We start from the raw sequence: 20,615 nt of genomic DNA on the forward strand, positions 1-20,615 counted from the left end.
CCGTTCCGCCGCGTTCCACGGGCCCATCAGCGGCCGGGCAGCGGAACGTCGCGGCGGAGCACCACCCCGGCTTCGGCGGCACGGGTGACGATCGTGGCGACGGCGCGTTCGGCGAGAGCCGCGATGGTCAGTGAGGGGTTGACGGTGAGAGAGGTGGGGACGGCGGCGCCGTCGGTGACGAACAGTCCGCTGTGGCCGCGTAGCTCATGGCCGTCGGTGAGCGCGCTGGTGGCGGGATCGTCGCCCATCCGCGCCGAGCCGAGCGGATGGGCCGTGACGGTGCCGGCGACGTCCTCGCTCCACGGGCGGACCCGGGAGAGGCCGTCCTTCTCCAGGATCTCCCGCAGTGCGGCGTCGGCCCGGTCCCATGCCCGGCGGGTACGGGAGGTGGGGTGGTAGGTCATGGTGCCCTGTCCGAGCCCTGGCGCCAGCCGGGTGAAGCTGCCGGTGAGCGGGACGGTCCCGAAGGTGCCTTCGTTGTCGTCCTCGGTCATGGCCAGCAGAGTGAGCCAGGAGCGCCACCGGGCCCGCATGTTCCGCTTCTCGATGCCGAACCAGGCGGGTGAACCGGCGGCCTGGGCCAGCACGTTGGTCAGCGGGGGGAAGTAGATCTGCTGGAGGGTGAAGCGGCTGTACTCCGGGGCGGTCGGGTCCAGGTGGTCGTAGGTGGCGGCGGTGATGGGCCGGCCCACGGGCAGCCCCTGGTAGGCGGAACCGTCGGGACGTGAAAGACCCAGCAGTGAGCGCGCCTTGTCCTCGACGATGTCGGCGACACTGACGCGGTCGCCGTTGCCGGAGAAGTAGCGCCCCACAGCGGCCGGGATGTCCCCGAGGAGCGGAGCGGAGCGCTGGAGGATCACGGGCGTGCCCACGGCGCCGGCGGCGAGTACGACGACCTTGGCGTGGATGACGCCGGCCTGGGCGGTGCAGCTGTAGTCGTCGGGGTCCAGGACGGTGTAGCCGACGGCGTAGCGATAGCCGGACAGCGGCGACGGGGTGACGGTCTGCACCTCGTGCAGCGGGCGGATGTCCGCGCCGTGGGCCTCCGCCGCCGGCAGGTAGTTGAGCAGCAGGGAGCGTTTGGCGTCGAAGCGGCAGCCGGAGAGCATCCAGTTGCAGTTGGTGCAGGCGTCGGTGTCGACCGCCACCGGCACGGGATTGCAGGTGTGTCCGGCCCGTCGGCAGGCGGCGGCCAGGACCCCGCCCGCGTAGGACACGTCCGGCCAGTCGGTCCGGGTGACGGGCAGTGCCTCCTCGACCCGGTCGTACCAGGGGTCGAGGGCGGCCCGGGTCAGGGCGGCCGGCCACAGCCGGCGGCCGAGGCTGCCGTGGCGCTCGAAGACGAAGGACGGTGCGCGTAGCGAGGCGGCGAAGTAGACGACGCTCCCGCCGCCGACGCAGTTGCCGGCGACCACCGCGACTCCGTCACCGCGGACCACGTCCACGATCTTGTTGTATGTGCCCAGGCGCATCGAGTGGGTGAAGTCGGCGGCGGTCGCACGGGGGCCGCGCTCCAGAACAGTGACGCGGGCTCCGCCCGCCGCGAGGTAGTAGGCCGGGATCGCGCCGCCGAAGCCGCTGCCGATCACCAGGACGTCCGTGGTCTGCCCCGTCATGCCGGACTCCCCGAAGCGGTCGTGTTCGGATGAAGTGCCGCGAGCGGGCGGCCGTAGGAGAAATCGGGGAAGCGCCAGAGGCCGTCCGGGTCCGGCTCGGGGAAGCGCAGCCACGCCAGTCCTGGATGGCCCTGGCCGAGGGCCTCGACGGTGTCCTGCTGTCCGGCGGTGTCGAACGCCAGCCCCACCAGCAGGCTCATCACCTGCCAGATCGGCCGGTCCAGGTCGTCGGGGTCGAACAGGCCGCCGACCAGGGCGGTGCGGTCGGAGAAGGACAGGCCCACGAAGGGCGGGAGGGTCGGTGGCAGCCAGATCAGTCGGAGGGCGGCATAGGCGACGGCGCGGGCGTCCAGCAGCGCCGCGATCGCCGGCAACAGCGGCGCCACCGGCAGTTCGGGCGAGTGGAGGAGGCTGACGGCACCGGCCTGTACCGCACCGGGGCCGGTGACCGCACCGGCGACCACCACGTCGCCGGGAAAGCGGCGCTGGCCCGGGATCAGGGTGTCGGCGAACGCCTCGAGCGTCTGTGTCGTCCAGCTCTCGGAGGCGTCGGCCGCGTCGGCCGCAGGTGTGTCCAAACCGCCGACGGACAGTCCTGCGAGCGTGGCGACCAGTGCCTTGAGGATGGTTCTCCGGTCGGACCCGGTCATGGTGATCACCCGGCCAGCGCGCAGCGCAGGTCGTAGGGCAGCGACACGGTCAGGCCGGTCTCACCCGCGGCCTGACCGTAGTCGCTCAGCGCGCGGGCGACGTCGGGGAAGTCCGGTTCGAGGGCGGTGACCGCGTCTCCGATGCCCACGGTGTGTCCGTCGACGCGGAAATTGGTCAGGCGGGCTCCGGCCCGTCTCGCGGCCTTGTCCCACCAGTACTGACCGTCCCACGCCACCCACGGCGTCGCTCCGTGCGTGGACTGCACGCTCCAGTGGTCCTTCTGGTAGTAGTGGCAGGTCACCATGGCGACGGCGAACCGGGAGGGTTCGGCCACCAGGAACCGCAGGGCCCCTCCGTCGTCGATGGTGATGTCCCGCTTGCTGTACTCCACGCACAGCGGGTCGGCGAACGTCAGCCACCACGGCGGCTGCTCCCCCTCCCCGAACTCGTGCCAGGTGCAGCCGGCGGCGAACCCCGGTTCCGTGAACGGACCGACGGACGCGTCGGCGACCTCTGCGGAGCGCTGCCGGGCCGGGCTCTCGCGGACGATCGGCTTCGACGGTGCCGCGACGGCGGCGCTGCTCGCGAGCAGCGCCGCGGACGCTCCCAGAACCAGCGCGCAGCCGGCTGCCGAGACACGAAGACGCAGGGGAAACACAGGACCTCCCGTAAACGCAGCAGGGTGAATGTCACACAGGGCCGGCCGCCGCGGCGCGCTGGGCGATCGGCATACCGAGGATGGGGCACACCGACCGGCCAGTACAAGAGGTGGGTCAGTGACTGAGCCACTGATCCTGTGAAATGAATCGCCGTCAACTAGGCGGTGCGTCAAGGTTGTTGGTCTCTCGACCGCGCATCGCGTCCTGACGTGGGCACCCCGCCGACGCCTCGCCACCCGCGTTCCGGACAGGCCGGGAACGACCCTGGGCACCGGAGCCGTTCTCAGCGGCCGGTCGTCTGCGCGTTCATGTCGAGGAAACGCTGCGGCACCCGCACGGAGCGTGGGTGTCCCTGCCGGCTCTTCGAGGCCTTCGGCTCACGGCGGCCGTCGGGCCCCGGGCGGCCCGGGCCGGTCACCGGGACGCGGAAGACACCGGTGTACACGTCCGTCCGGCTCCGGCGAGCGCCGGAGCCGGCCTCGGTGAGCACCGGTCGCACCCCCTGGCCGTCGGTGACCAGGCCCTGGTAGTCGCCGAGGAAGTAGCCTCCGGCGTACGGCGCCTGCAGCCAGTCGAAGACCCTGGAGATCCGCCGCTCGGCCAGGTGCCGCGGATCGCCGTGCGGCAGGGTGGCCAGTTGGTAGGCGGTGGGCAGCGTGGTGGTGTCGCCCGGACGCAGCAAGCGCAGGTCGTAGTAGGTGAGCGCGACCGTGCCCCGCTTGTCGACGGCGATGGACGGGGAGAAGGCGGGGACGCCCTTCGGGCTGATGAGTGTCGGGGTCCTGCTCCAGGTGCGTCCACCGTCGCCGGAGCGCACCAGTTGGACGGAGTTGTGTGCGCCTCCGGAGAAGTCCGAGCCCTGGTAGGCCATGTAGAGCGTGCCGCTCCTCGGGTCGATGGCCGGGCTGGGCAGGGTGGCCGCGGCGCGGAGCAGCTTGGCGGGGTCGTTCGGGTCGACCTCGGGTACGGAGGTGTCCCGGGCCACGGTGGTCGCGGCGCTCCACGTCACACCGGCGTCGGTCGACGTCACCACGTCGAAGTGGGCGTCGACGACGGTGCTCAGGTCGTCGGAGTAAGTGATCCGGTCGAAGAAGTCGTAGAGGGTGCCGTTGCGCGGGTCGACGACGATCACATGTCCGATGGTCTGCGAGTTGGGCACGTCGTCGGTGGCGACGAACGGCCGGGCCTCGCTCCAGGTGCGTCCCCCGTCGCGGGTGAGCGAGATGTAGCCGGGGCCGTCGAGGGAGGACGGCCCGGGAGGGGCGTTGTCCAGACGGTCCCAGACCTGGTAGGCGGTGCCCTTGCGGATCGGGTCGGCGGTGAGCGAGGGCTTGTCGTTGAAGAACGGCTGCTCGTCGACGTGGGTGGTCGTGAGGTTCCGCCAGGTACGGCCGCCGTCCCGGGAGGTGGCGGCCAGCAGGGCGCTGCGGGTGCTCCTGGTGAAGTCGACGCCCTCCCCACTCGCGTAGACGATGCCGTCCGGTCCGGTGCTCACCCAGGGGTCGGAAGCCCGCTCGAAGTCCGCGCCGCCCGGCGCGCAGGCACTGAAGGGAAGCGTGCTCTCATGGAAGGTCCCGCCGTCCTTGGTCCAGCCGGCCACCAGACCCCGCGCGGCACCGTCCGACCAGCGGTCCTGCTGGAACACGGTGACGACGCGCTTCGGGTCACGGGGGTCGACGGAGAGGTAGGCCTCGACCTCCGTGCCCGGGTACACGACGCTGTCCGGGGACCGTGCGCCGATGGTGCAGTCGGCGTACGGGTCTCCGAAGGACACCTTGCGCAGCGGCCCGCCGTCGGAATTCCGGTCGGCTGCCGCGGGAGGGGCCCCGGCGGCCGTCGTGAGCAGGAACGCGGCGGCGGTGGCGGCGGTCAGGGGCAGGCGGACGCGCATCAAGGATCTCCTCTGCGCCGCGGCGCCCGGGGCACGGCACCCGCGGCATCGGGGCTGCGTGGGGCGCGGAGCCGTCCGGCCGGGGCCGGGCACGACTCCGCTCGATCCTTTTCGGCCTCATGGCCGGTCCTCTTGATGGGCCGGACGGCGGAGTCGCCGAGGTGGCCCCGTTCCGGCGTGGATCAGGGATTCATCTCGTAGGCCCCGGCCAGCGCCTCGACGCGTTCCCAGACACGTGCCGAGCGTGCCTCGTCGACCACGGGACGCCTGACCGCGCCCAGCGCCCAGCGCTGCTGCTCCTCGGTGGCGGAGTCCTTGCCGTGCAGTTCGACGGCGTGTCCGGAGAAGTCGCGGACGAGCACGGAGAACAGTTCGTCGAGCACGGACTCGTCCAGGTCCGTCAGGCGGGCCTGCTCCAGGATCAGCTGTCCGTGCACCACCAGGGCGAACAACTGGCCGACGGAGAGGAGGAAGTCGAGGTCGCGGCTCTGCTTCTCGTCGGGGGCGACGGTGGCCACGAACTCGCACAGGGCGTCGGCCTGCTCGCGGAAGCGGGCGACGTTCGGCAGTACGGCGTACGCGTCGTAGGCGGCGCGCCAGTCATGGAAGCGCACGGAACCCAGACCGCGGGCGGGTCCCTGCCGGAACAGGAAGGCGTCGTCGGCCGCGTCGAGGCGGGTCGGCACAGCGGGGTGCTCCACCGGCTCCAGCAGGTGGTTGCGCATGAACTTGAGGATCAGCGCGAGGTTGACGTGGACCGTGCCCTCCAGCTTGGGCAGTCCACGGATCTCGACGGCGGCCTGGGAGAAGTAGTTGTCCTTCTCGAAGCCCTTGGCGGCGATGACGTCCCACATGAGGTCGATGACCTTCTCGCCCTCGGTGGTCACCTTCATCTTCGTCATCGGGTTGAAGAGCAGGTAGCGGCGGTCCTCGGGACCGGCCGAACGGAAGTAGTCGACGGCGCGGTCGCTGAACAGCTTCATGCCGACCAGGCGGACGTACGCGTCGGCCAGTTCCCGGCGCACGTGCGGGAAGGCGGTGACGGGGCGGCCGTACAGGATGCGCCCGTGCGCGTGGGTGACGGCCTCGTACATCGCGTGCTCGCAGATGCCGATGGAGGCGGTACAGAGGTTGAACTTGCCGACGTTGACGGTGTTGAGGGCCGCGTCGAAGGCGGCGCGGCCGGTGTGCAGGACGTCCTCGGCGGTGACCGGGTAGTCCTCCAGGCGGAACTCGCTGACGTACTTGGAGGAGTCGACCACGTTCTTCACGAGGTGGTACGAGGGGTGGCGGCTGTCGGCCGCGAAGAAGACGTACCCGTCGGGCCCCTCGACGTCGGTGCGGCGGCCGAAGACCGAGACGAGTCCGGCGGCGTTGCCGTTGCCGATGTAGTACTTGGAGCCGGTGGCCCGGAAACCGCCGTCGCCGTCGGGCTCCAGCAGCATGTCCGTGGAGTAGATGTCGGCGCCGTGGGTCTTCTCGGACAGGCCGAAGGCGAAGACCTCTCCCCGCGAGAGGAGTTCCGCCGCGCGGCTGCGGGCGGCGGCGTTGTCGCTCTGCCAGACCGGGCCGAGGCCGAGGATGGTGACCTGCCAGGCGTACCAGTAGTCGAGCCCGTAGAACCCGAATATCTCGTTGAGGGCGGCGATCCGGGCGGTGTCCCAGCGCTGGTCCTCCTGTCCGGCGGCGGACGCCGGGGTGAGGAAAGTGGCGAACAGGCGCTCCTCGGCGGCGAACTCCAGGAAGTCCCCGAGCCAGGCGCGTGAGCGGTAGTCCTCGATCAGGCGCCGCTTGCCGCGCTCCTCGAACCAGTCGACGGTGGCGCGGAGCAGCCTGCGCGTCTCGGGGTCGAAGTGCGCCGGGTCGTAGGTGTGCGGGTGGAACAGCAGGGGGTCGGCCATGGCGTTCACCTTCTGGGCGGGGGGTGGGTTTCGAGAGGGAGTGCGGTGTTCTTCAGGCGGACGGCGGGGTCGCACCGAGGCGGTGGAGCGTGGCGAGGACGTCGTCGAGCCAGGCGATGGTCATGCGCTCGTACGCGATGCCGCCGCGCAGCACGACGTGCTGAAGTTCCTGGCCGGCGTCGAGCGGTGCGGGGGCTTCGGGTCCCGTGAAGTCGCGCAGTTCTCCGGCGAGGTAGTGCGCGAGCCGGTCGCTGTGCACCTGGTGGTGGCGTTCGACCTCGCGGACGAGTGCGGCCGGGTCGTCGAAGGCCGCGCCGCGGATCTTCACGGCGAGGTCGTGGCGCATGCTCTCCGGTTCGATCGGCTCGTGGAGCCACAGGGAGAGGGCGGCGCGGCCGGGGGCGGCGACGGAGTACTCCTTCTTGTCCGGCCGGCCGTGCTGCGGCACGTCGCGCACGGCGAGCAGGCCCTCGCTCTCCATGCGTTTGAGCACGCGGTAGATCTGCTGGTGCGTGGCGGTCCAGAAGTAGCCGATGGACCGCTCGAACCGGCGGGCCAGCTCATAGCCGGAGCCCGGTTTCTCCAGCAGGGAGACGAGGATCGCGTGGTCGAGCGCCATGCCGCGATCTTGCTATGCAACTCGTTGCATAGACAAGCGCCGCCGCCCGGGTGAGACACGGCTCACCCGGGCGGCGGGGATGTGCGGGCCTTTGCCCACTACGGCGGTCTGGGGCGCAGCACGTTGAGCACCGCCCAGACGACCGAGACGAAGGGGACGGCCACGACGGCTCCGATCACACCCGCGACGATGCTGCCCGCGATGACGGAGACGGCGACGACGAGCGGATGGAGCCGGACCGCCCAGCTCATCACGAGCGGGTGCAGCACGTGACCTTCGAGCTGGCCGATGACGACGATGAGGACCACGACGGCCGCCGCCGTCAGCGGCCCACGGCCGGCCAGGGCGACCACGGTGGCCACCCCGAGCGCCACCGGTGAGCCCACCAGCGGCACGAACGCGGCGAAGAACTCCAGCAGGGTCAGCGGCAGCGCGAGCGGCACCCTCAGTACGTACAGGGCGATGCCGACGAGTACGGCGTTGGTGGCGGCCACGATGATGATGCCGCGCGTGTAGCCCGCGAACGTCCGCCATGCCGCGTGTCCCGCCCGGTCCCACGCCGGCCGGGCCCCCTTGGGCAGCAGGTCGTCGCGCGCCCAGGCCCACAGGCGTTCCCCGGAGTGGATGAAGAAGACGGAGGCGAAGAGCGCGAGCGCGGCCCCCGTGACGATTTCCACGAACCGGCCGAAGCCGCTGAGGGCGCTGCTGAGCAGGCTGGCGCGGTGCGCGGTGAAGTAGCCGACGATCTGTTCCTGAAGCCGGGACAGCGCGCCCGGGCCGAGCCGGAACGGAGGTTGCTGGAGCCAGAGTTCGATCCGGTGGACGCCGCCACGGAACTCGCCGGCCAGCTTCCCCGACTCTCCCGCCACGGCACTGCCGACGAGGGCCAGCAGACCGAGTACCGCGAACACGCTGCCGATGACGGAGACGGTGACCGCCACCGACCTCGGCAGCCACCGGCCGAGGAGATCGGCGAGCGGACGCAGGACCGTGGTGATGACCAGGGCGAGGAAGAGCGCCACGGCGATGAGCTGGAAGCGGCCCAGGATGGTGAAGACGCCGTAGACGACGACGCCGACCAGGATGAGGCGCCAGGCGTAGGCGGCGGCGACACGGAGCCAGGGCACCACCCGCTCGTGGGCCGGGACGGGGTACCGGCCCAGGGAGCGTCGTGGGGGCCGCACGGTCGGCGCCGACCGGCTGCCGGACGTGGCGCCGGACGTCCGTGGACCTCGGCCGCGGCCCGCCGCCGATGCGCCCCCGTCCGCCACTGTGCCTCCCGCTGCCGACTGCCCGTCACGTCGAGAACATTAGGCGCAATCCGGGCAACCGGCCTGGTGTGTTCCGCGTCAGGAGGTCGCGGGCGGTCTGATCCAGCCGAGCGAACGTTCGACGGCGCGCTGCCAGTTGTCGTACTCCGACTCGCGGCGCTCGGGGTCCATGTCCGGCATCCACTGGCCGGCCCGGTGCCAGTGACGGCGCAGGACTTCCAGGTCCGACCAGTAGCCGGCGGCGAGTCCGGCGGCGTAGGCGGCGCCGAGGGAGACCGTCTCGGCGACCATGGGCCGTACCACCGGCACGTCCAGCACGTCGGCGACGAACTGCATGAGCAGGTTGTCCGCCGTCATGCCGCCGTCCACCTTGAGCTGCTTCAGGGGGACCGGGAAGTCGGCGTTCATGGCGTCGACGACCTCCCGTGTCTGCCATCCGGTGGCTTCCAGGACGGCGCGGGCCAGGTGTCCCTTGGTGATGTACGAGGTGAGGCCGACGATGACGCCGCGTGCGTCGCTGCGCCAGCGGGGCGCGAAGAGACCGGAGAACGCGGGGACGATGTAGCAGCCGCCGTTGTCCTCCACGGTCCGCGCCAGTGTCTCGATCTCCGGAGCGTTGTTGATCAGGCCCAGCCGGTCGCGGAACCATTGGACCAGGGAGCCTGTGACGGCGATCGACCCTTCCAGGGCGTAGACGGGGGGCTGCTCCCCGATCTTGTAGGCCACGGTCGCGAGGAGTCCGTGCCGGGACCGCACGACCTCGTTGCCGGTGTTGAGGAGGAGGAAGCTGCCCGTCCCGTACGTGCACTTCGCCTCGCCCGGGGAGAAGCAGGTCTGGCCGAACAGGGCGGCCTGCTGGTCCCCGAGGGCGGCCGTGATGCGGACGCCCGGCAGGAGGCCGCCGGCCTCGCCGTAGTCCTCGGCGGAGGAGCGGATCTCGGGAAGCATCACGCGGGGCACTCCGAAGAACGACAGCAGCTCGTCGTCCCAGGCCAGCGTGTGGATGTTCATCATCATGGTGCGGCTGGCGTTGGTGGCGTCGGTGATGTGCAGGCCGCCGTCCACTCCCCCGGTCATGTTCCAGATCAGCCAGGTCTCGATCGTGCCGAACAGCACTTCGCCGTCGATGGCACGCTGCTCCAGCCCGCTGATGTGGTCGAACAGCCAGCGGATGCGCAGCGCGGAGAAGTAGGTCGACGGCGGCAGGGCGCACCGGTCGAGAAAGAAGGTGTCGCCGGGCTGCTGGCTGAGCTCGTCCACGAGCGGTGCGGTGCGGGTGTCCTGCCAGACGATCGCCCTGCCGAGGGGCTCACCGGTGCGGCGGTCCCAGAGCACCGTCGTCTCCCGCTGGTTCGCGAGCCCGATCGCGGCGATGTCCTCGGCTCCGACCCCCACGTCGGACAGGGCCTCGGGCACGATCCGCTGAAGATTCCGCCAGATCTCGACGGCATCGTGCTCGACCCACCCCGGCTTGGGAAAGTGCTGCTCGTGCTCCCGCTGCACGACCGAGACCAGCCGCCCATGGTTGTCGAACAGAATGCATCGGGTGGAGTTGGTGCCCTGATCGATGGACATTACGTACCGTTCAGCCATGATCGGGTCTGCCTTCCGATGTCATGATCGGGTCTGCCTTCCGGTGTGCCGAGGCGGGTTCACCAGCGGCTCGCGCCGAGGTCTCTGGAGATCGCCCGTGCGGCCTCGCGGAGCAGGGTGATCAGGCTCGGCCGGGGGCGGCCCTGGCTGTCGCAGATCCTCTCGACGGGTCCGGAGAGCCCGATGGCACCCACCACGAGGCCGCCGTGGCCCCGGATCGGCGCGGCCACGCCGGCTTCGCCCATGCTCATCTCCTGGACCTCCGCGGCCCAGCCGAGCTCCCGGACCTCGCCGAGCGCGCGGGTGAGCTGCTCCGCGGTGACCAGGGTGTGCCGGGTGTACGCCTCCAGTCCGGACTCCAGCACCGGCTCCAGGGCGGCGGTCCCGTAGGCCAGCAGCACCTTGCCGAGCGAGGAGGCGTGCAGGGGCAGCAGCGAACCCACGTCGAGGGTCTGAAGGGTGTCGTCAGGGCGGAACACATGGTGGATGACAAGAACCCTGCCCTCCAGAGGCGTGCCGAGGCGGACCGCTTCACCACTGCGGGCGGCCAGGGCGTCGGCCCAGTTGATCGAACGGGACCGCAGATCGTTGACATCGAGATAGCTGGTGCCGAGATGCAGCAGAGCGGCCCCGAGCTGGTACTTTCCGGTCGCCTCGTCCTGCTCGACGAAATCCACGTGCTGGAGGGTGCGCAGGATGCCGTGGGCGGTGCCCTTCGCCAACCCGAGTGAGGAAGCAACTTCCCCCAGACCGAGTCGGCGGGGCCCGCCGGCGAGCAGACGCAGGATCGCCGCCGCCCGTTCGATCGACTGGACTGGGCCGGCCATGAATCGAGCGTAGTCCCGCTGTGGGCTGTCCGCTTTTCGTGCAGGTCGCCGGTCCGGTATGCGCGGGACATCCCCGTTCGGTAATGCCGACCCGCGTTCATTGACCTGCTTTGTCCGGCTCCTTACCTTGCTTTCAGGCCCGGCAACGCGCGCCGGGATCTGGCGTCCGGCCGGCTGCGCCCGCGGGAGGAGAGCAGATGGCACTACAGCTCAACACGATGCTTCCGGAAGCTCTGGAACACGTATGTCCGCTGCCGCCCGTCCCCGGGGCCGTTCCCGCCCTGCGCCGACAGGTGGCCCGGGTGCTCGCCGAGTGGAACATCAACACGGCGATCGTCGACGACTGCCTCCTCGTGGTGTCGGAACTGCTCACCAATGCGATCATGCACGCGCTGCCGCCTGCGGAGCTGCGGCTGTCCTGGAGCCGGGGCTGCGGTCTCGGCACCCTGCACATCGAGGTCAGCGACGCGGGACCGGCGCGCCCGCCGGGACAACGCCGGGCGGGAACCGACCCGGACGAGCACGGACGCGGCGAGGAGATCGTGCACGCGCTGGCGACCCGGCACGGCCTTCGCGTCCATCAGGGCCGGATCACCCGCTGGGCCGAGCTCGTCGCCGTGTGACGAGGCACCGCCCCACCTGACGGCCACCCCTCCCACGTCTGGTACCGGGCCATCACGCATTCACCTCCGTGACCACCGTTCGGGACAGCCCCGATCCGGGGCGGCCCGACACCGACTCCCCCGGCCCGGAGATCTCCGGGCCGTCGGCCATCGGCTCGGACAGGGCCGGCTTGCGGAGCAGCAGCAGCGCCGCGTCGTCGTGCAGCCTGCCGCCCACGTGGTCCAGCAGTTCGTCGTGGAGCGCGGTCAGCGTGCGCGCCGGCTCGTCGGACAGATGGCGCGCCAGCCCCTCGGCGAGCGGATAGAACTCCCGGCGCTGATTGCGCGCCTCGGTGACGCCGTCGGTGTAGAGCAGCAACTGGTCTCCGTCGGCGAAGGGCATCACCTGGAGGCTGGGGTCCTCTCCGGAGAACGCGCGCAGCCCGAGGGGCGGCGCGGGGTTCGTGGGCTCCACCGCCACGACCTCACCGGATTCGCGTGCCAGCAGCGGGGGCGCGTGTCCGCAGTTGACCAGTTCCAGATGACCGGACCGCGGGTATCCGGCGACCACGGCGGTGACGAAGTCGTCGTGGCCGAGGTTGCGCGCCAGGCTCCGCTCGATCCTGCCGACGACGGCGAGGAGGTCGGGCTCGTCGTAGGCGGCCTCACGGAAGACACCGAGCACCAGGGCGGCCGTCGACACGGCCGGCAGACCCTTTCCGCGCACGTCGCCGACGATCAGCCGGATCCCGTACGGGGTCGGCACCAGGGCGTAGAGGTCCCCGCCGATACGGGCCTCCGCGGCGGCCGCGCTGTAGCGGACCGCCACCCGGAAGGGGCCGACGGTCTCCGGCACGGGCTTGAGCAGCGCGTGCTGCGCGGCCTCAGCGACCGAGCGGACGGCGGCGAGCACCCGTTCCCGGCGCCCGCGCAGGGCGCTCGTGAGGGCGTTCGCCACGGTGACGGCACCGACCGCGGACAGGACGACCGCCAGCTCACGTCCCGGAACGCCGCCCCGGACGCCGAGCGTCGCGCCCACCAGCGCGGCGACCAGACCGACGCACAGGACCCCGCGGGGTCCGTTCGTCGTCGCCGCCAGCGCGGGCCCCGCCGCGAGCAGCGGCAGCCAGATCACACCTGCTCCGCCGAGCAGGTCGACGAGCGCCACGACGCAGACGAGCATCAGGGGCAGCACCGGCGTACCGGCGGCCACCTGCAGGGCGGGGCTCCTGCGGGACGTGGCGCGCAGCCAGGGCCCCGGGCCGCCGTTCGGCCGCACCGGCCCGTGGCCGCCTCCGTGGTCTCGGGAATGTCTCATGTTCCGTCCGCAGTCCTCTTCCGTAGGCCGGCACACTCCCGACATGTCCGTTTTATCTAGGTAATACGTTCGAGTCGGGGTGCCACAAGGACCCGGATTTCAGATAGTGAGCGACAGGCTCCTGGTCACGCGGTCGGCCGTCGAGATCAGCCGCTCCCGGGCCTCGGTGAGCCGGGAGAGCCGGTCCGCCGGCAGCGACACACCGAGCGAGCCGAGTATCTCGCCGCAGTGGACGGGCACCGCGACACAGACCGTGCCGAGGGCGTACTCCTCCAGGTCCGTGACCGCGGGGGCCACCGGCGAGGAGTCGATCTGCCGGAGCAGTTCCGGGGTGCTGGTGATGGTCCGCGGTGTGAGGTCGGCGAGGTGGTGCCGGGAGAGGTAGTCGTAGCGGGACTCCTCGTCCAGTTCGCGCAGGACGGACTTGCCCAGCGCGGTGGCGTGTCCCGCGTCCTCGAACCCCACCCACAGGTCGACACGTGGCGCGCGGGGGCCGTCGACGATCTCGGCGACCCGGATCTCGCCCTCCTCGTAGAAGGTGAGGTAGGTGGCTGCCGCGAGCCCGTCCCGGAGCGCGGCGAGCGTGGGGCGGACACGGCTGAGGAGCGCCTGTTCGCGACCTCGGGTGTTCAGCGCCTGCACCTTGTCCCCGAGGACGAACCCTCCGTCGGCGAGTTTGCACACGTATCCGTCGTGGGTCAGCGTGCGGAGCAGGTGATAGGCGGTGGCCAGGGGCAGACCGGTCTCGCGCGCCAGCTGCTTCGCGGGCGCGCCGTTCTCGTGCGCCCCCACCGCTTCCAGCAGGCGGAAGGCCCGCTGCACCGAGGTGATGAGCGTGGGGCCGTCCTGAGCACCCATGAGACCAGCGTGCGCCGGGTCCCCGGCGCAGGCAAGCGTGTGCACGGTCCGCGCCGAGCCGAGCGGCCCCGCGGCACCGCGTGGCGACGGCCCCGATGAGGGCCGCCCCGATGAGGGCCTGCTGCCCCTTCCGCTTCTCCCACCGCCGACGGGAGTCGGTCTCCTCAGGGGTAGGATTTTCAGGGGTGAGGGACATGTGCGCGCCGCATGAGCCGCGGCGGCGCGGTACGGTCCTGCGGGTCGTGTGAGGGGACGGGATGGCGGAGCGCAGGGCGACGGCGGATCGGGACGCGGTCGCGATGGTCATCGAGGACTGGGCACGCGAGCGCCCCGAGCTGGACACCGCCCCCCTGGAGGTCCTGGCCAGGCTGCACCGCTCGTTCCTGCGCTACAGCACCCGCCTGACCACGTCCATCGAACGGCACGGACTGTCCGTGGCCGGTTTCGACGTACTGACCGCGCTGCGCCGGTCGGGAGCTCCGTACCGGCTGACCGCGGGCCAGCTCGCCGACTCCGGGCTGGTGTCGTCCGCGGGGGTCACGCTGCGGATCGACCGGCTGGAGAAGGACGGGCTGATCGTGCGCGAGCGGGACGCCGAGGACCGGCGCGTCGTGTACTCGCGGCTCACCGACGAGGGGCTCGCCAAGGTGGACGAGGTGTTCGCCGAACACCTCGACAACGAACGCCGCATGCTCGGCGAGATGTCCCCGGCCGAGTGCCGCCAGCTCGCCCGGCTGCTGCGCAAGCTGGAGCACTCGATCATCGCCTCGGACGGGGAACTCCCCGGCTGAGGCGGGCCGTCGGGCTCAGCCGGCCGAGGCGGCGGCCGCGGCCTGCTGCTCCGCCTGCGCCCGGTAGAGGCGCCTGAGCCGGACCACGCCCAGGTCGTGCTGATAGAGGTTCTCGCGCTGGTCGGCGTCCGCGGGCATGGCCTCCAGCATGACGCGGTCCTGCTCCAGGACCTCCCAGTGACGCTCCTCGATGAGCGTCTTGTAGAGGAAGCGCCAGGTGTCGCGCTGCCAGTCCTGGACACGGCGGTAGCGCCAGAAGAAGACCCCGGTGCGTTCGGCGTCCACCGGGCACGCCATGCCGACGATGCCGAAGGCGCCGCCAGGTCCGGCGGAGGGCGGGTACGGGATGGAGAGGTCCACCCAGTCGATCCCGGTGCGGCACAGCTCGACCCAGTCGAAGTTGACGCCCCGCTGGTCGGTCTTCTCGAAGAAGTAGCCCCGGCCGGTCTCGCGGATGCGGAACTTGGCGGTGGTGTCCCCGTCGTACATGGTGTGGGACTCGTGGTGCAGAAACGCCCCGTGCATGGGGTCGAGGAGGTTCTCCATGGCGTACCGCCACGGGACGTCCCACTCGGCGTAGCACAGGATCGGCTCGACGTCCGGGTCGTCGAGCGGCTCGGGCAGGGTCAGTTCGACCGGCTCCGGGTGCTGTTCGTCGCCGAAGTAGGCGAGGATCGCGCCGGCGACCTCGCGGACCGGCAGCGAGGTGACGAGCTTCTTTCCTTCGAGGTTGCAGCCGGGCAGTCCGGGGACGGACGAGACGGTGCCGTCGCTCTCGACCTCGACGCCGTGGTACCAGCAGGCGACGCGGTCGCCGAGGTGTCTGCCCAGCGACAGCGGGGCGCCCCGGTGGGGACAGCGGTCCGCGAGCATCGACAGGACGCCGTCGGAGCGGCGGAACAGCAGCCACTGTTCGCCGAGCGCGGTCACCCTGCGCATCGCGCCGGGCGCGACGAAGTGCGAGGGGACTACGGGGTGCCACTGGTTGCGCAGGCCCGTGGCGTAGATGTGGTCGGCGGTGGCGGTGGTGGACAGCGTCATGGTCAGGCTCCCAGGCGGTGCATCTCGGCGCGGAAGGACTCCTCGGTCCACGGGGCACCGTCGGGTGCGTGCACCTGACGGGCGTTCAGTCCGGCGATCAGGTCGACGAGTTCGTGGCCGTCCTTGGTGAAGACCTCTTCGAGGGTGGCGGCCAGCTTGTACTCGTAGGGCGTGGGCTCATGCGTACGGGACTGGTGGGCGTCCAGGTACGGCCAGGGGGCGGTGGTCATCGGGGCCTCCAGCGGTCGGGGCACGGGGCGTCGGGTCACAGGTCGGTCGTCGGTCACAGATCGAGGACGAGGCGGCCGGAGGCACAGCGGGAGACGCAGATCATCATGGTCGCGTTCGCGGTGTGCTCGGCCTCGCTGAGCAGGAAGTCACGGTGGTCGGGCGTGCCGTCGAGCACCCGCGTCTCGCAGGAGCCGCAGATGCCGTCCCGGCAGGAGCTGTCGACGCCGATGCCGGCGTCCTCCACCGCCTGGAGGATCGAGGTGTCCGCGCCGACGGTGAGCGTGCGGCCGGAGGCGCGGCACTCGACCTCGAACGCCTCGTCGTCGCCGGACCGTTCCACCGTGGGCGCGGCGAACCGCTCCACGCGCAGCCGTTCGGCGGGGCACTTCTGCTCGACGGCCGTCAGCAGGGGTTCCGGACCGCAGCAGTAGACGAGCGTTCCGGCGGGCAGTCCGGCGAGCGCCGTGTCCAGGTCGATGTGGCCGTGCTCGTCCTGCGGGACGACGGTCACATCGCCGCCGAGCGCGGCTAGTTCGTCGGTGAAGGCCATCGAGGCGCGGCTGCGGCCTCCGTACACCATGCGCCAGTCGGCGCCGCGCCGCCCCGCCTCGCGGGCCATGGCCAGCAGCGGGGTGATGCCGATACCGCCCGCCACGAAGACGTATCCCGGGGCGTCCTCCAGGGCGAAGTGGTTGCGTGGTTCGGAGACCGTGACGGTCCGGCCGGGACGCAGCCGGGTGTGCACATGGCGCGAGCCCCCGCGTGATGCGGGCGCGTCGAGGACGCCGATCCGGTACACCGTCGCCGTCCGGGGGTCGCCGCAGAGGCTGTACTGGCGGATCAGGCCGCCCACCTCGACGTCGATGTGGGCGCCGGGGGCCCAGGCCGGGAGGGGTTTGCCGTCGGGGTGGACCAGTTCCACGGAGAGGACCCCCTCGGCCTCCCAGGTCATGCGGTGCACGGTCAGGTGCAGGGACGTCTCGCTCATCGGGGCCGGCTCCTCACAGGTGTCTCGGTCGGCATCTCACTGGCCCGGAATCCGTACGGGCGGGGTGAACGGGTTCTTCATCGGGCCCAGCGCCGTCAGGTCGACCTCGACGAGGACGGGCCCGTCCGACGCGACGGCCTCCTCCAGCACCGGACCGGCGTGCTCCTCGGCGGCGATCCGCAGATACGGCAGCCCGCAGGCGCCGGCCAGCTTCTCGAAGTCGGGGGTGGTGAGGTCGACGCCGGAGCGGCGCTCGGCGTAGCTGTCCTGCATGTTGCGCAGGACGCCGTAACCGCCGTCGTTGAAGACGAGCAGGGTGAGCCGGGGCCTTTCCTGGGCGAGGGTGAGCAGTTCGCCCAGGTGGACGGCGAGGCCGCCGTCTCCGGCGATCACGACCGTGGGGGTGTCGGGCCGGGCGAGTGCCGCTCCGATGCCCATGCCGAGGCCCTGCCCGATGCCGCCGCCGCGTGGGAAGACGTTGTCGCGCGGGTCGTGGATGTCCAGCAGCCGGTTGCCCCAGCTGCTGGACGGGATGGTGACGTCGCGGGCCACGACGGCCGCACGGGGCAGCGCGGCGCGGATCGCGTCGCAGATCGCCGCCTGCGGGCCGATGTTGTCGCGCAGCGTGGACCGCACCTGTCCGCGGACCGCGGTGACCCGCTCCGTCCAGGACGCCTCGGCCGTACGGGCGTGCGGCAGCAGCGCGGTGAGGACGTCGGCCGCGTCTCCGTGCAGCGGGTGCCGAGCCGGGTAGACGCGGCCCAGCGCGGCGGCGTCGACGTCGATCTGGATGTGTGCGGAAGGGAGTTCGAGCCCGTAGTCGCCGGTCTCGTTCGAGCGGAAGTGGGTGCCGATCGTCAGCAGGACGTCGGCGTCGGCGAGCAGCGCGCGGGCGGCCGGTGTGGTGGCGAAGTTGCCGATGACCTGGGGGTGGTCCTCGGGGACGGTGCCGCGCCCGGAGTTCGAGGTGAGCAGGCCGGCGCCGGTGGCGGCGAGCAGCTCGGCGAGTTCGGTACGGGCGCGGGTCGCGCCGCCGCCCGCCCACACGAGGGGCCGCCGCGCCGAGGCCAGCAGCGCCGCGGCGGCGGCCAGTTCGCCCGGTTCGGCGGCGGGCGTGGCGGGGTCGGCGGGTTCCGGTGCGGTGTCCGTCTGGACGGCGTACTGGAGGTCGATGGGCCATTCGACGCTCGCGGGTCCGCCGGGTGCGGTGCGGGCGGCACGGGCCGCCTCGCGCAGGACGCGGCCCGCGTCGTGGGCGGAGGTCACGGTGGCGGCGTACTTGGACACCGCCGTCAGCATGCCCAGCTGGTCCTTGGTCTCATGGATGAAGCCGCGGCCGCTGCCCAGGAACCGGCTCTCCACCTGCCCGGTGACGTGCAGGACGGAGGTGCCCGCGCTGAGCGCCTCGATCAGTGATCCGGCGGCGTTGCCCGCGCCGGTGCCGGTGGAGGTGAGGGCGCAGCCGATCCCTCCGCGGGCCCGCCCGTAGGCGTCGGCGGCGTTCACGGCGGACGCCTCGTGGCGTACGGGGACGAACCGCAGTTCCCGGTCGACGGCTTCGACCAGCGGCAGGTTGTGCACGCTGACGATGCCGAAGACGGTGTCGATGCCGAGTCGGCGCAGGACGGCGACGAGGAGATCGCCTCCGGTGTCGTGACGCATGTGAGGTCTCCTCAGAGGATGGAACGGCCGACGCCGCCGCAGACGTCGATGCTGGTGCCGGTGATGTACGAGGCGCGCGGTGACAGGAGCGCGACGATCGCGTAGGCGACCTCCTCGGCGCGGCCGAGCCGGCCGAGCGCGATGCCGCGGTCGGCGGCGAGGTGTGCCTGCCAGTCCTCGTAGGTCTCGCGGGTGTCCGCGGCGGCGTGGCGGCGGGTCCACTGGCCGGTGTCGATCAGGCCCAGGCACACGGAGTTGACGCGGATGCCGTCGGCGGCGAGCTCGGCGGACAGGGACTTGGAGAGGTTGAGGATGCCCGCGCGGGCGGCGCTCGTCGTGATCAGGCGGGTCTCGGGCTGTTTGGCGAGGACGGCGTTGACGTTGACGACGCTCGGCGCGTGCGAGGCCTTCAGGTGTGGGCGGGCGGCGTGCAGCGGGTTGAGGACGCCGCTGAACTTGAGCTCCAGCTCGTCGCGCCAGTCATCGGCGGTGGACTCGTCGAGGCCCTTCATCCGGGACTGGCCTGCGTTGTTGACGAGCCCGTCGATGCCGCCGAACCGGTCGGCGACGCGATCGGTGAACTCGCGTACGGCGTCGGCGTCCCGTACGTCGCAGACGCCCGTCAGCAGCCGCACGCCGTCGAGTCCGGCCGCCGCCCGGGCGAGCCGTCCGGCGTCGCGGCCGCAGGTGGCGACGTTCGCGCCTTCGTCGAGGAGGGCGCGGACCGTGGCCAGGCCGACGCCCGAGCTGCCGCCGGTGACCACGATGGTGCGGTCGGCGAGGCCCAGATCCATGGCAGTTGTCTCCTGTTGCTCAGTGCATGGTGAAGCCGCCGTTGACGGCGATCACCTGTCCGGTCAGATAGCGGGACTCCTCGCCGAGCAGGAAGGCGACCGTGCCGGTGAGGTCGTCGGGCTGCTGGGGGCGGGAGACGGCCCGGTTCACGCGGTACAGGTCGTGGCGTTCGGCGGGCACGGTCTCGGTCGCCTCGCACTCGGTCAGGCCGGGGGCGACCGCATTGACGGTGATGCCCTTGTCGCCGAGTTCGCGGGCCATGGCCCGGGTCAGGGCGATCACGGCGCCCTTGGAGGCGACGTAGTGGGCGAGCCGCGGTGAGCCGTACAGGGCCGCGTCCGAGGCGAGGTTGACGATGCGGCCGGGGCCGCCGTGGGCGAGGAGCTGCGGCAGCAGGGCCCTGGACATCAGCCATGGGCTGCGGGCGTTGACCGTCATCAGCCGGTCCCACGCCTCGACGTCGATGTCCTGGAACTCCTTGCCGCCCACGCCGTTGGCGAGCGCCGCGTTGTTGACCAGCCCGTACAGCGGGCCGAGCGGGGCGGTGAGCTCGGCGAGCCGTCCGACCGAGGCCGGGTCGGCGACGTCGCAGTGCGCGAAGCGGGCGTCGAGGCCCTCCGTGCGCAGCAGCGCCTCGGCGGCCCGGCCGCGCTCCTCGTCCACCTCGGCGAGGACGACCCGGAAGCCGTCCTGTCCGGCCCGGCGGGCCATGGCCAGTCCCAGGCCACGGCCCGCCCCGGTGACGACGACGGTCCGAACGTCGGTCGACCGCTGCTCAGTCACGGGTGACGCCGTGCATCGGCGAGTGCTCGGGGTAGGTCGGCACCTGCGGCTTCTGCGTGCCGATGACGACGCAGAACAGCGCGTCGGTGTCCCCCTCGTTCTTCAGGGAGCGGGCCACACCCGCCGGGACGACGATCATGTCGCGGTAGCCGAGGGTCCGGTACTCCACCTCGTCCTCGCCGCGGTGGATGCCGACGCGGACCTGGCCCTCCAGGACGAAGAAGGCCTCCTCGACGTCGTGGTGGGTGTGCTCGGGGCCCTCGGCGCCCGGCGGGAGCAGCATGTTGGAGAACGTGAAGCCGCCGGACGGGATGATCCGGTTGTCTCCCTCGTGGTTGCCGGTGGCGCCGGAGCCGACGTAGCGGATCTGGGCGCGGCGGTACTGGTCACCGGCCTTCGCCTGGAAGGCGAGGGTGTTCCAGTCGGGCTCGCGGGAGTCCTTGGTCGCGATCAGCGAGTCGGTGTACGAGGCGAGGTCGCCGCCGTTGTCGTACGTGGTGGTGGTGAGAGGCACGGTG

20 protein-coding genes are annotated in these 20,615 nt (G+C 71.5%); 2 read left to right on the forward strand and 18 right to left on the reverse strand.

Annotated features, from left to right (window positions below; genetic code table 11):
- Positions 1–26: 26 nt before the first annotated feature.
- The 9 genes from ACZ4IF_RS23045 to ACZ4IF_RS23085 form a co-directional block, all read right to left on the reverse strand.
- The gene (locus tag ACZ4IF_RS23045; protein ID WP_467565527.1) at positions 27–1,616 is read right to left on the reverse strand and encodes a GMC family oxidoreductase N-terminal domain-containing protein; all 1,590 of its coding nucleotides are present in this window, start codon (positions 1,614–1,616) and stop codon (positions 27–29) included.
- Positions 1,613–2,266, reverse strand: a complete 654-nt coding sequence (locus tag ACZ4IF_RS23050) for a DUF5987 family protein (protein WP_467565529.1) — start codon at positions 2,264–2,266, stop codon at positions 1,613–1,615. The genes ACZ4IF_RS23045 and ACZ4IF_RS23050 overlap by 4 nt, the downstream gene beginning before the upstream one ends.
- A gap of 5 nt (positions 2,267–2,271) precedes the next feature.
- On the reverse strand, positions 2,272–2,925 hold the full coding sequence (locus ACZ4IF_RS23055; RefSeq protein WP_467565531.1) for a hypothetical protein: 654 nt from the start codon (positions 2,923–2,925) through the stop codon (positions 2,272–2,274).
- 284 nt (positions 2,926–3,209) lie between these two features.
- The gene (locus ACZ4IF_RS23060; protein ID WP_467565533.1) at positions 3,210–4,817 is read right to left on the reverse strand and encodes a sialidase family protein; all 1,608 of its coding nucleotides are present in this window, start codon (positions 4,815–4,817) and stop codon (positions 3,210–3,212) included.
- Positions 4,818–4,999: 182 nt separating this feature from the next.
- Positions 5,000–6,718, reverse strand: coding sequence for an acyl-CoA dehydrogenase family protein (locus ACZ4IF_RS23065; protein WP_467565535.1), 1,719 nt, complete (start codon positions 6,716–6,718; stop codon positions 5,000–5,002).
- Positions 6,719–6,770: 52 nt separating this feature from the next.
- On the reverse strand, positions 6,771–7,337 hold the full coding sequence (locus ACZ4IF_RS23070; protein WP_467565537.1) for a PadR family transcriptional regulator: 567 nt from the start codon (positions 7,335–7,337) through the stop codon (positions 6,771–6,773).
- 98 nt (positions 7,338–7,435) lie between these two features.
- Positions 7,436–8,608 carry an AI-2E family transporter gene (locus ACZ4IF_RS23075; RefSeq protein ID WP_467565539.1) on the reverse strand — a complete coding sequence of 391 codons (1,173 nt, stop codon included), beginning with the start codon at positions 8,606–8,608 and terminating at the stop codon, positions 7,436–7,438.
- 78 nt (positions 8,609–8,686) lie between these two features.
- A complete protein-coding gene (glpK, locus tag ACZ4IF_RS23080; protein WP_467565541.1) occupies positions 8,687–10,201 on the reverse strand; it encodes a glycerol kinase GlpK in 1,515 nt (504 codons plus the stop codon).
- 59 nt (positions 10,202–10,260) lie between these two features.
- Entirely contained in the window at positions 10,261–11,028 is a 768-nt protein-coding gene (locus ACZ4IF_RS23085; protein ID WP_467565543.1) for an IclR family transcriptional regulator, read from the reverse strand.
- A gap of 197 nt (positions 11,029–11,225) precedes the next feature.
- Here ACZ4IF_RS23085 and ACZ4IF_RS23090 point away from each other — a divergent pair, with 197 nt between their 5' ends.
- Positions 11,226–11,651: an ATP-binding protein gene (locus ACZ4IF_RS23090; protein WP_467565545.1), complete on the forward strand. Its 426-nt coding sequence runs from the start codon at positions 11,226–11,228 to the stop codon at positions 11,649–11,651.
- A 52-nt stretch (positions 11,652–11,703) separates the two neighbouring features.
- On the opposite strand, the gene ACZ4IF_RS23095 is transcribed toward ACZ4IF_RS23090, so the two are convergent.
- The gene (locus tag ACZ4IF_RS23095) at positions 11,704–12,948 is read right to left on the reverse strand and encodes a PP2C family protein-serine/threonine phosphatase (RefSeq protein ID WP_467565547.1); all 1,245 of its coding nucleotides are present in this window, start codon (positions 12,946–12,948) and stop codon (positions 11,704–11,706) included.
- Between the two features lie 99 nt (positions 12,949–13,047).
- Complete coding sequence (locus ACZ4IF_RS23100) at positions 13,048–13,806, reverse strand: IclR family transcriptional regulator (protein ID WP_467565549.1); 759 nt, start codon at positions 13,804–13,806, stop codon at positions 13,048–13,050.
- A 257-nt stretch (positions 13,807–14,063) separates the two neighbouring features.
- Here ACZ4IF_RS23100 and ACZ4IF_RS23105 point away from each other — a divergent pair, with 257 nt between their 5' ends.
- Complete coding sequence (locus ACZ4IF_RS23105; protein WP_467565551.1) at positions 14,064–14,597, forward strand: MarR family winged helix-turn-helix transcriptional regulator; 534 nt, start codon at positions 14,064–14,066, stop codon at positions 14,595–14,597.
- A 15-nt stretch (positions 14,598–14,612) separates the two neighbouring features.
- On the opposite strand, the gene ACZ4IF_RS23110 is transcribed toward ACZ4IF_RS23105, so the two are convergent.
- The 7 genes from ACZ4IF_RS23110 to ACZ4IF_RS23140 are packed head-to-tail and all read right to left on the reverse strand — an operon-like array spanning position 14,613 to position 20,611.
- On the reverse strand, positions 14,613–15,638 hold the full coding sequence (locus ACZ4IF_RS23110) for a Rieske 2Fe-2S domain-containing protein (RefSeq protein WP_467565553.1): 1,026 nt from the start codon (positions 15,636–15,638) through the stop codon (positions 14,613–14,615).
- Positions 15,639–15,640: 2 nt separating this feature from the next.
- Complete coding sequence (locus ACZ4IF_RS23115; protein ID WP_467565555.1) at positions 15,641–15,868, reverse strand: recombinase-like helix-turn-helix domain-containing protein; 228 nt, start codon at positions 15,866–15,868, stop codon at positions 15,641–15,643.
- 53 nt (positions 15,869–15,921) lie between these two features.
- Positions 15,922–16,857: a PDR/VanB family oxidoreductase gene (locus ACZ4IF_RS23120; RefSeq protein WP_467565557.1), complete on the reverse strand. Its 936-nt coding sequence runs from the start codon at positions 16,855–16,857 to the stop codon at positions 15,922–15,924.
- A gap of 36 nt (positions 16,858–16,893) precedes the next feature.
- The gene (locus ACZ4IF_RS23125) at positions 16,894–18,519 is read right to left on the reverse strand and encodes a thiamine pyrophosphate-binding protein (protein ID WP_467565559.1); all 1,626 of its coding nucleotides are present in this window, start codon (positions 18,517–18,519) and stop codon (positions 16,894–16,896) included.
- A gap of 11 nt (positions 18,520–18,530) precedes the next feature.
- Positions 18,531–19,313 carry an SDR family oxidoreductase gene (locus ACZ4IF_RS23130; protein WP_359489980.1) on the reverse strand — a complete coding sequence of 261 codons (783 nt, stop codon included), beginning with the start codon at positions 19,311–19,313 and terminating at the stop codon, positions 18,531–18,533.
- A 19-nt stretch (positions 19,314–19,332) separates the two neighbouring features.
- Positions 19,333–20,097: an SDR family oxidoreductase gene (locus ACZ4IF_RS23135; protein ID WP_467565562.1), complete on the reverse strand. Its 765-nt coding sequence runs from the start codon at positions 20,095–20,097 to the stop codon at positions 19,333–19,335.
- Complete coding sequence (locus ACZ4IF_RS23140; RefSeq protein WP_467565564.1) at positions 20,090–20,611, reverse strand: cupin domain-containing protein; 522 nt, start codon at positions 20,609–20,611, stop codon at positions 20,090–20,092. The genes ACZ4IF_RS23135 and ACZ4IF_RS23140 overlap by 8 nt, the downstream gene beginning before the upstream one ends.
- Between the last annotated feature and the right edge of the window lie 4 nt (positions 20,612–20,615).

Source organism: Streptomyces sp. NPDC025784 (assembly GCF_055558435.1).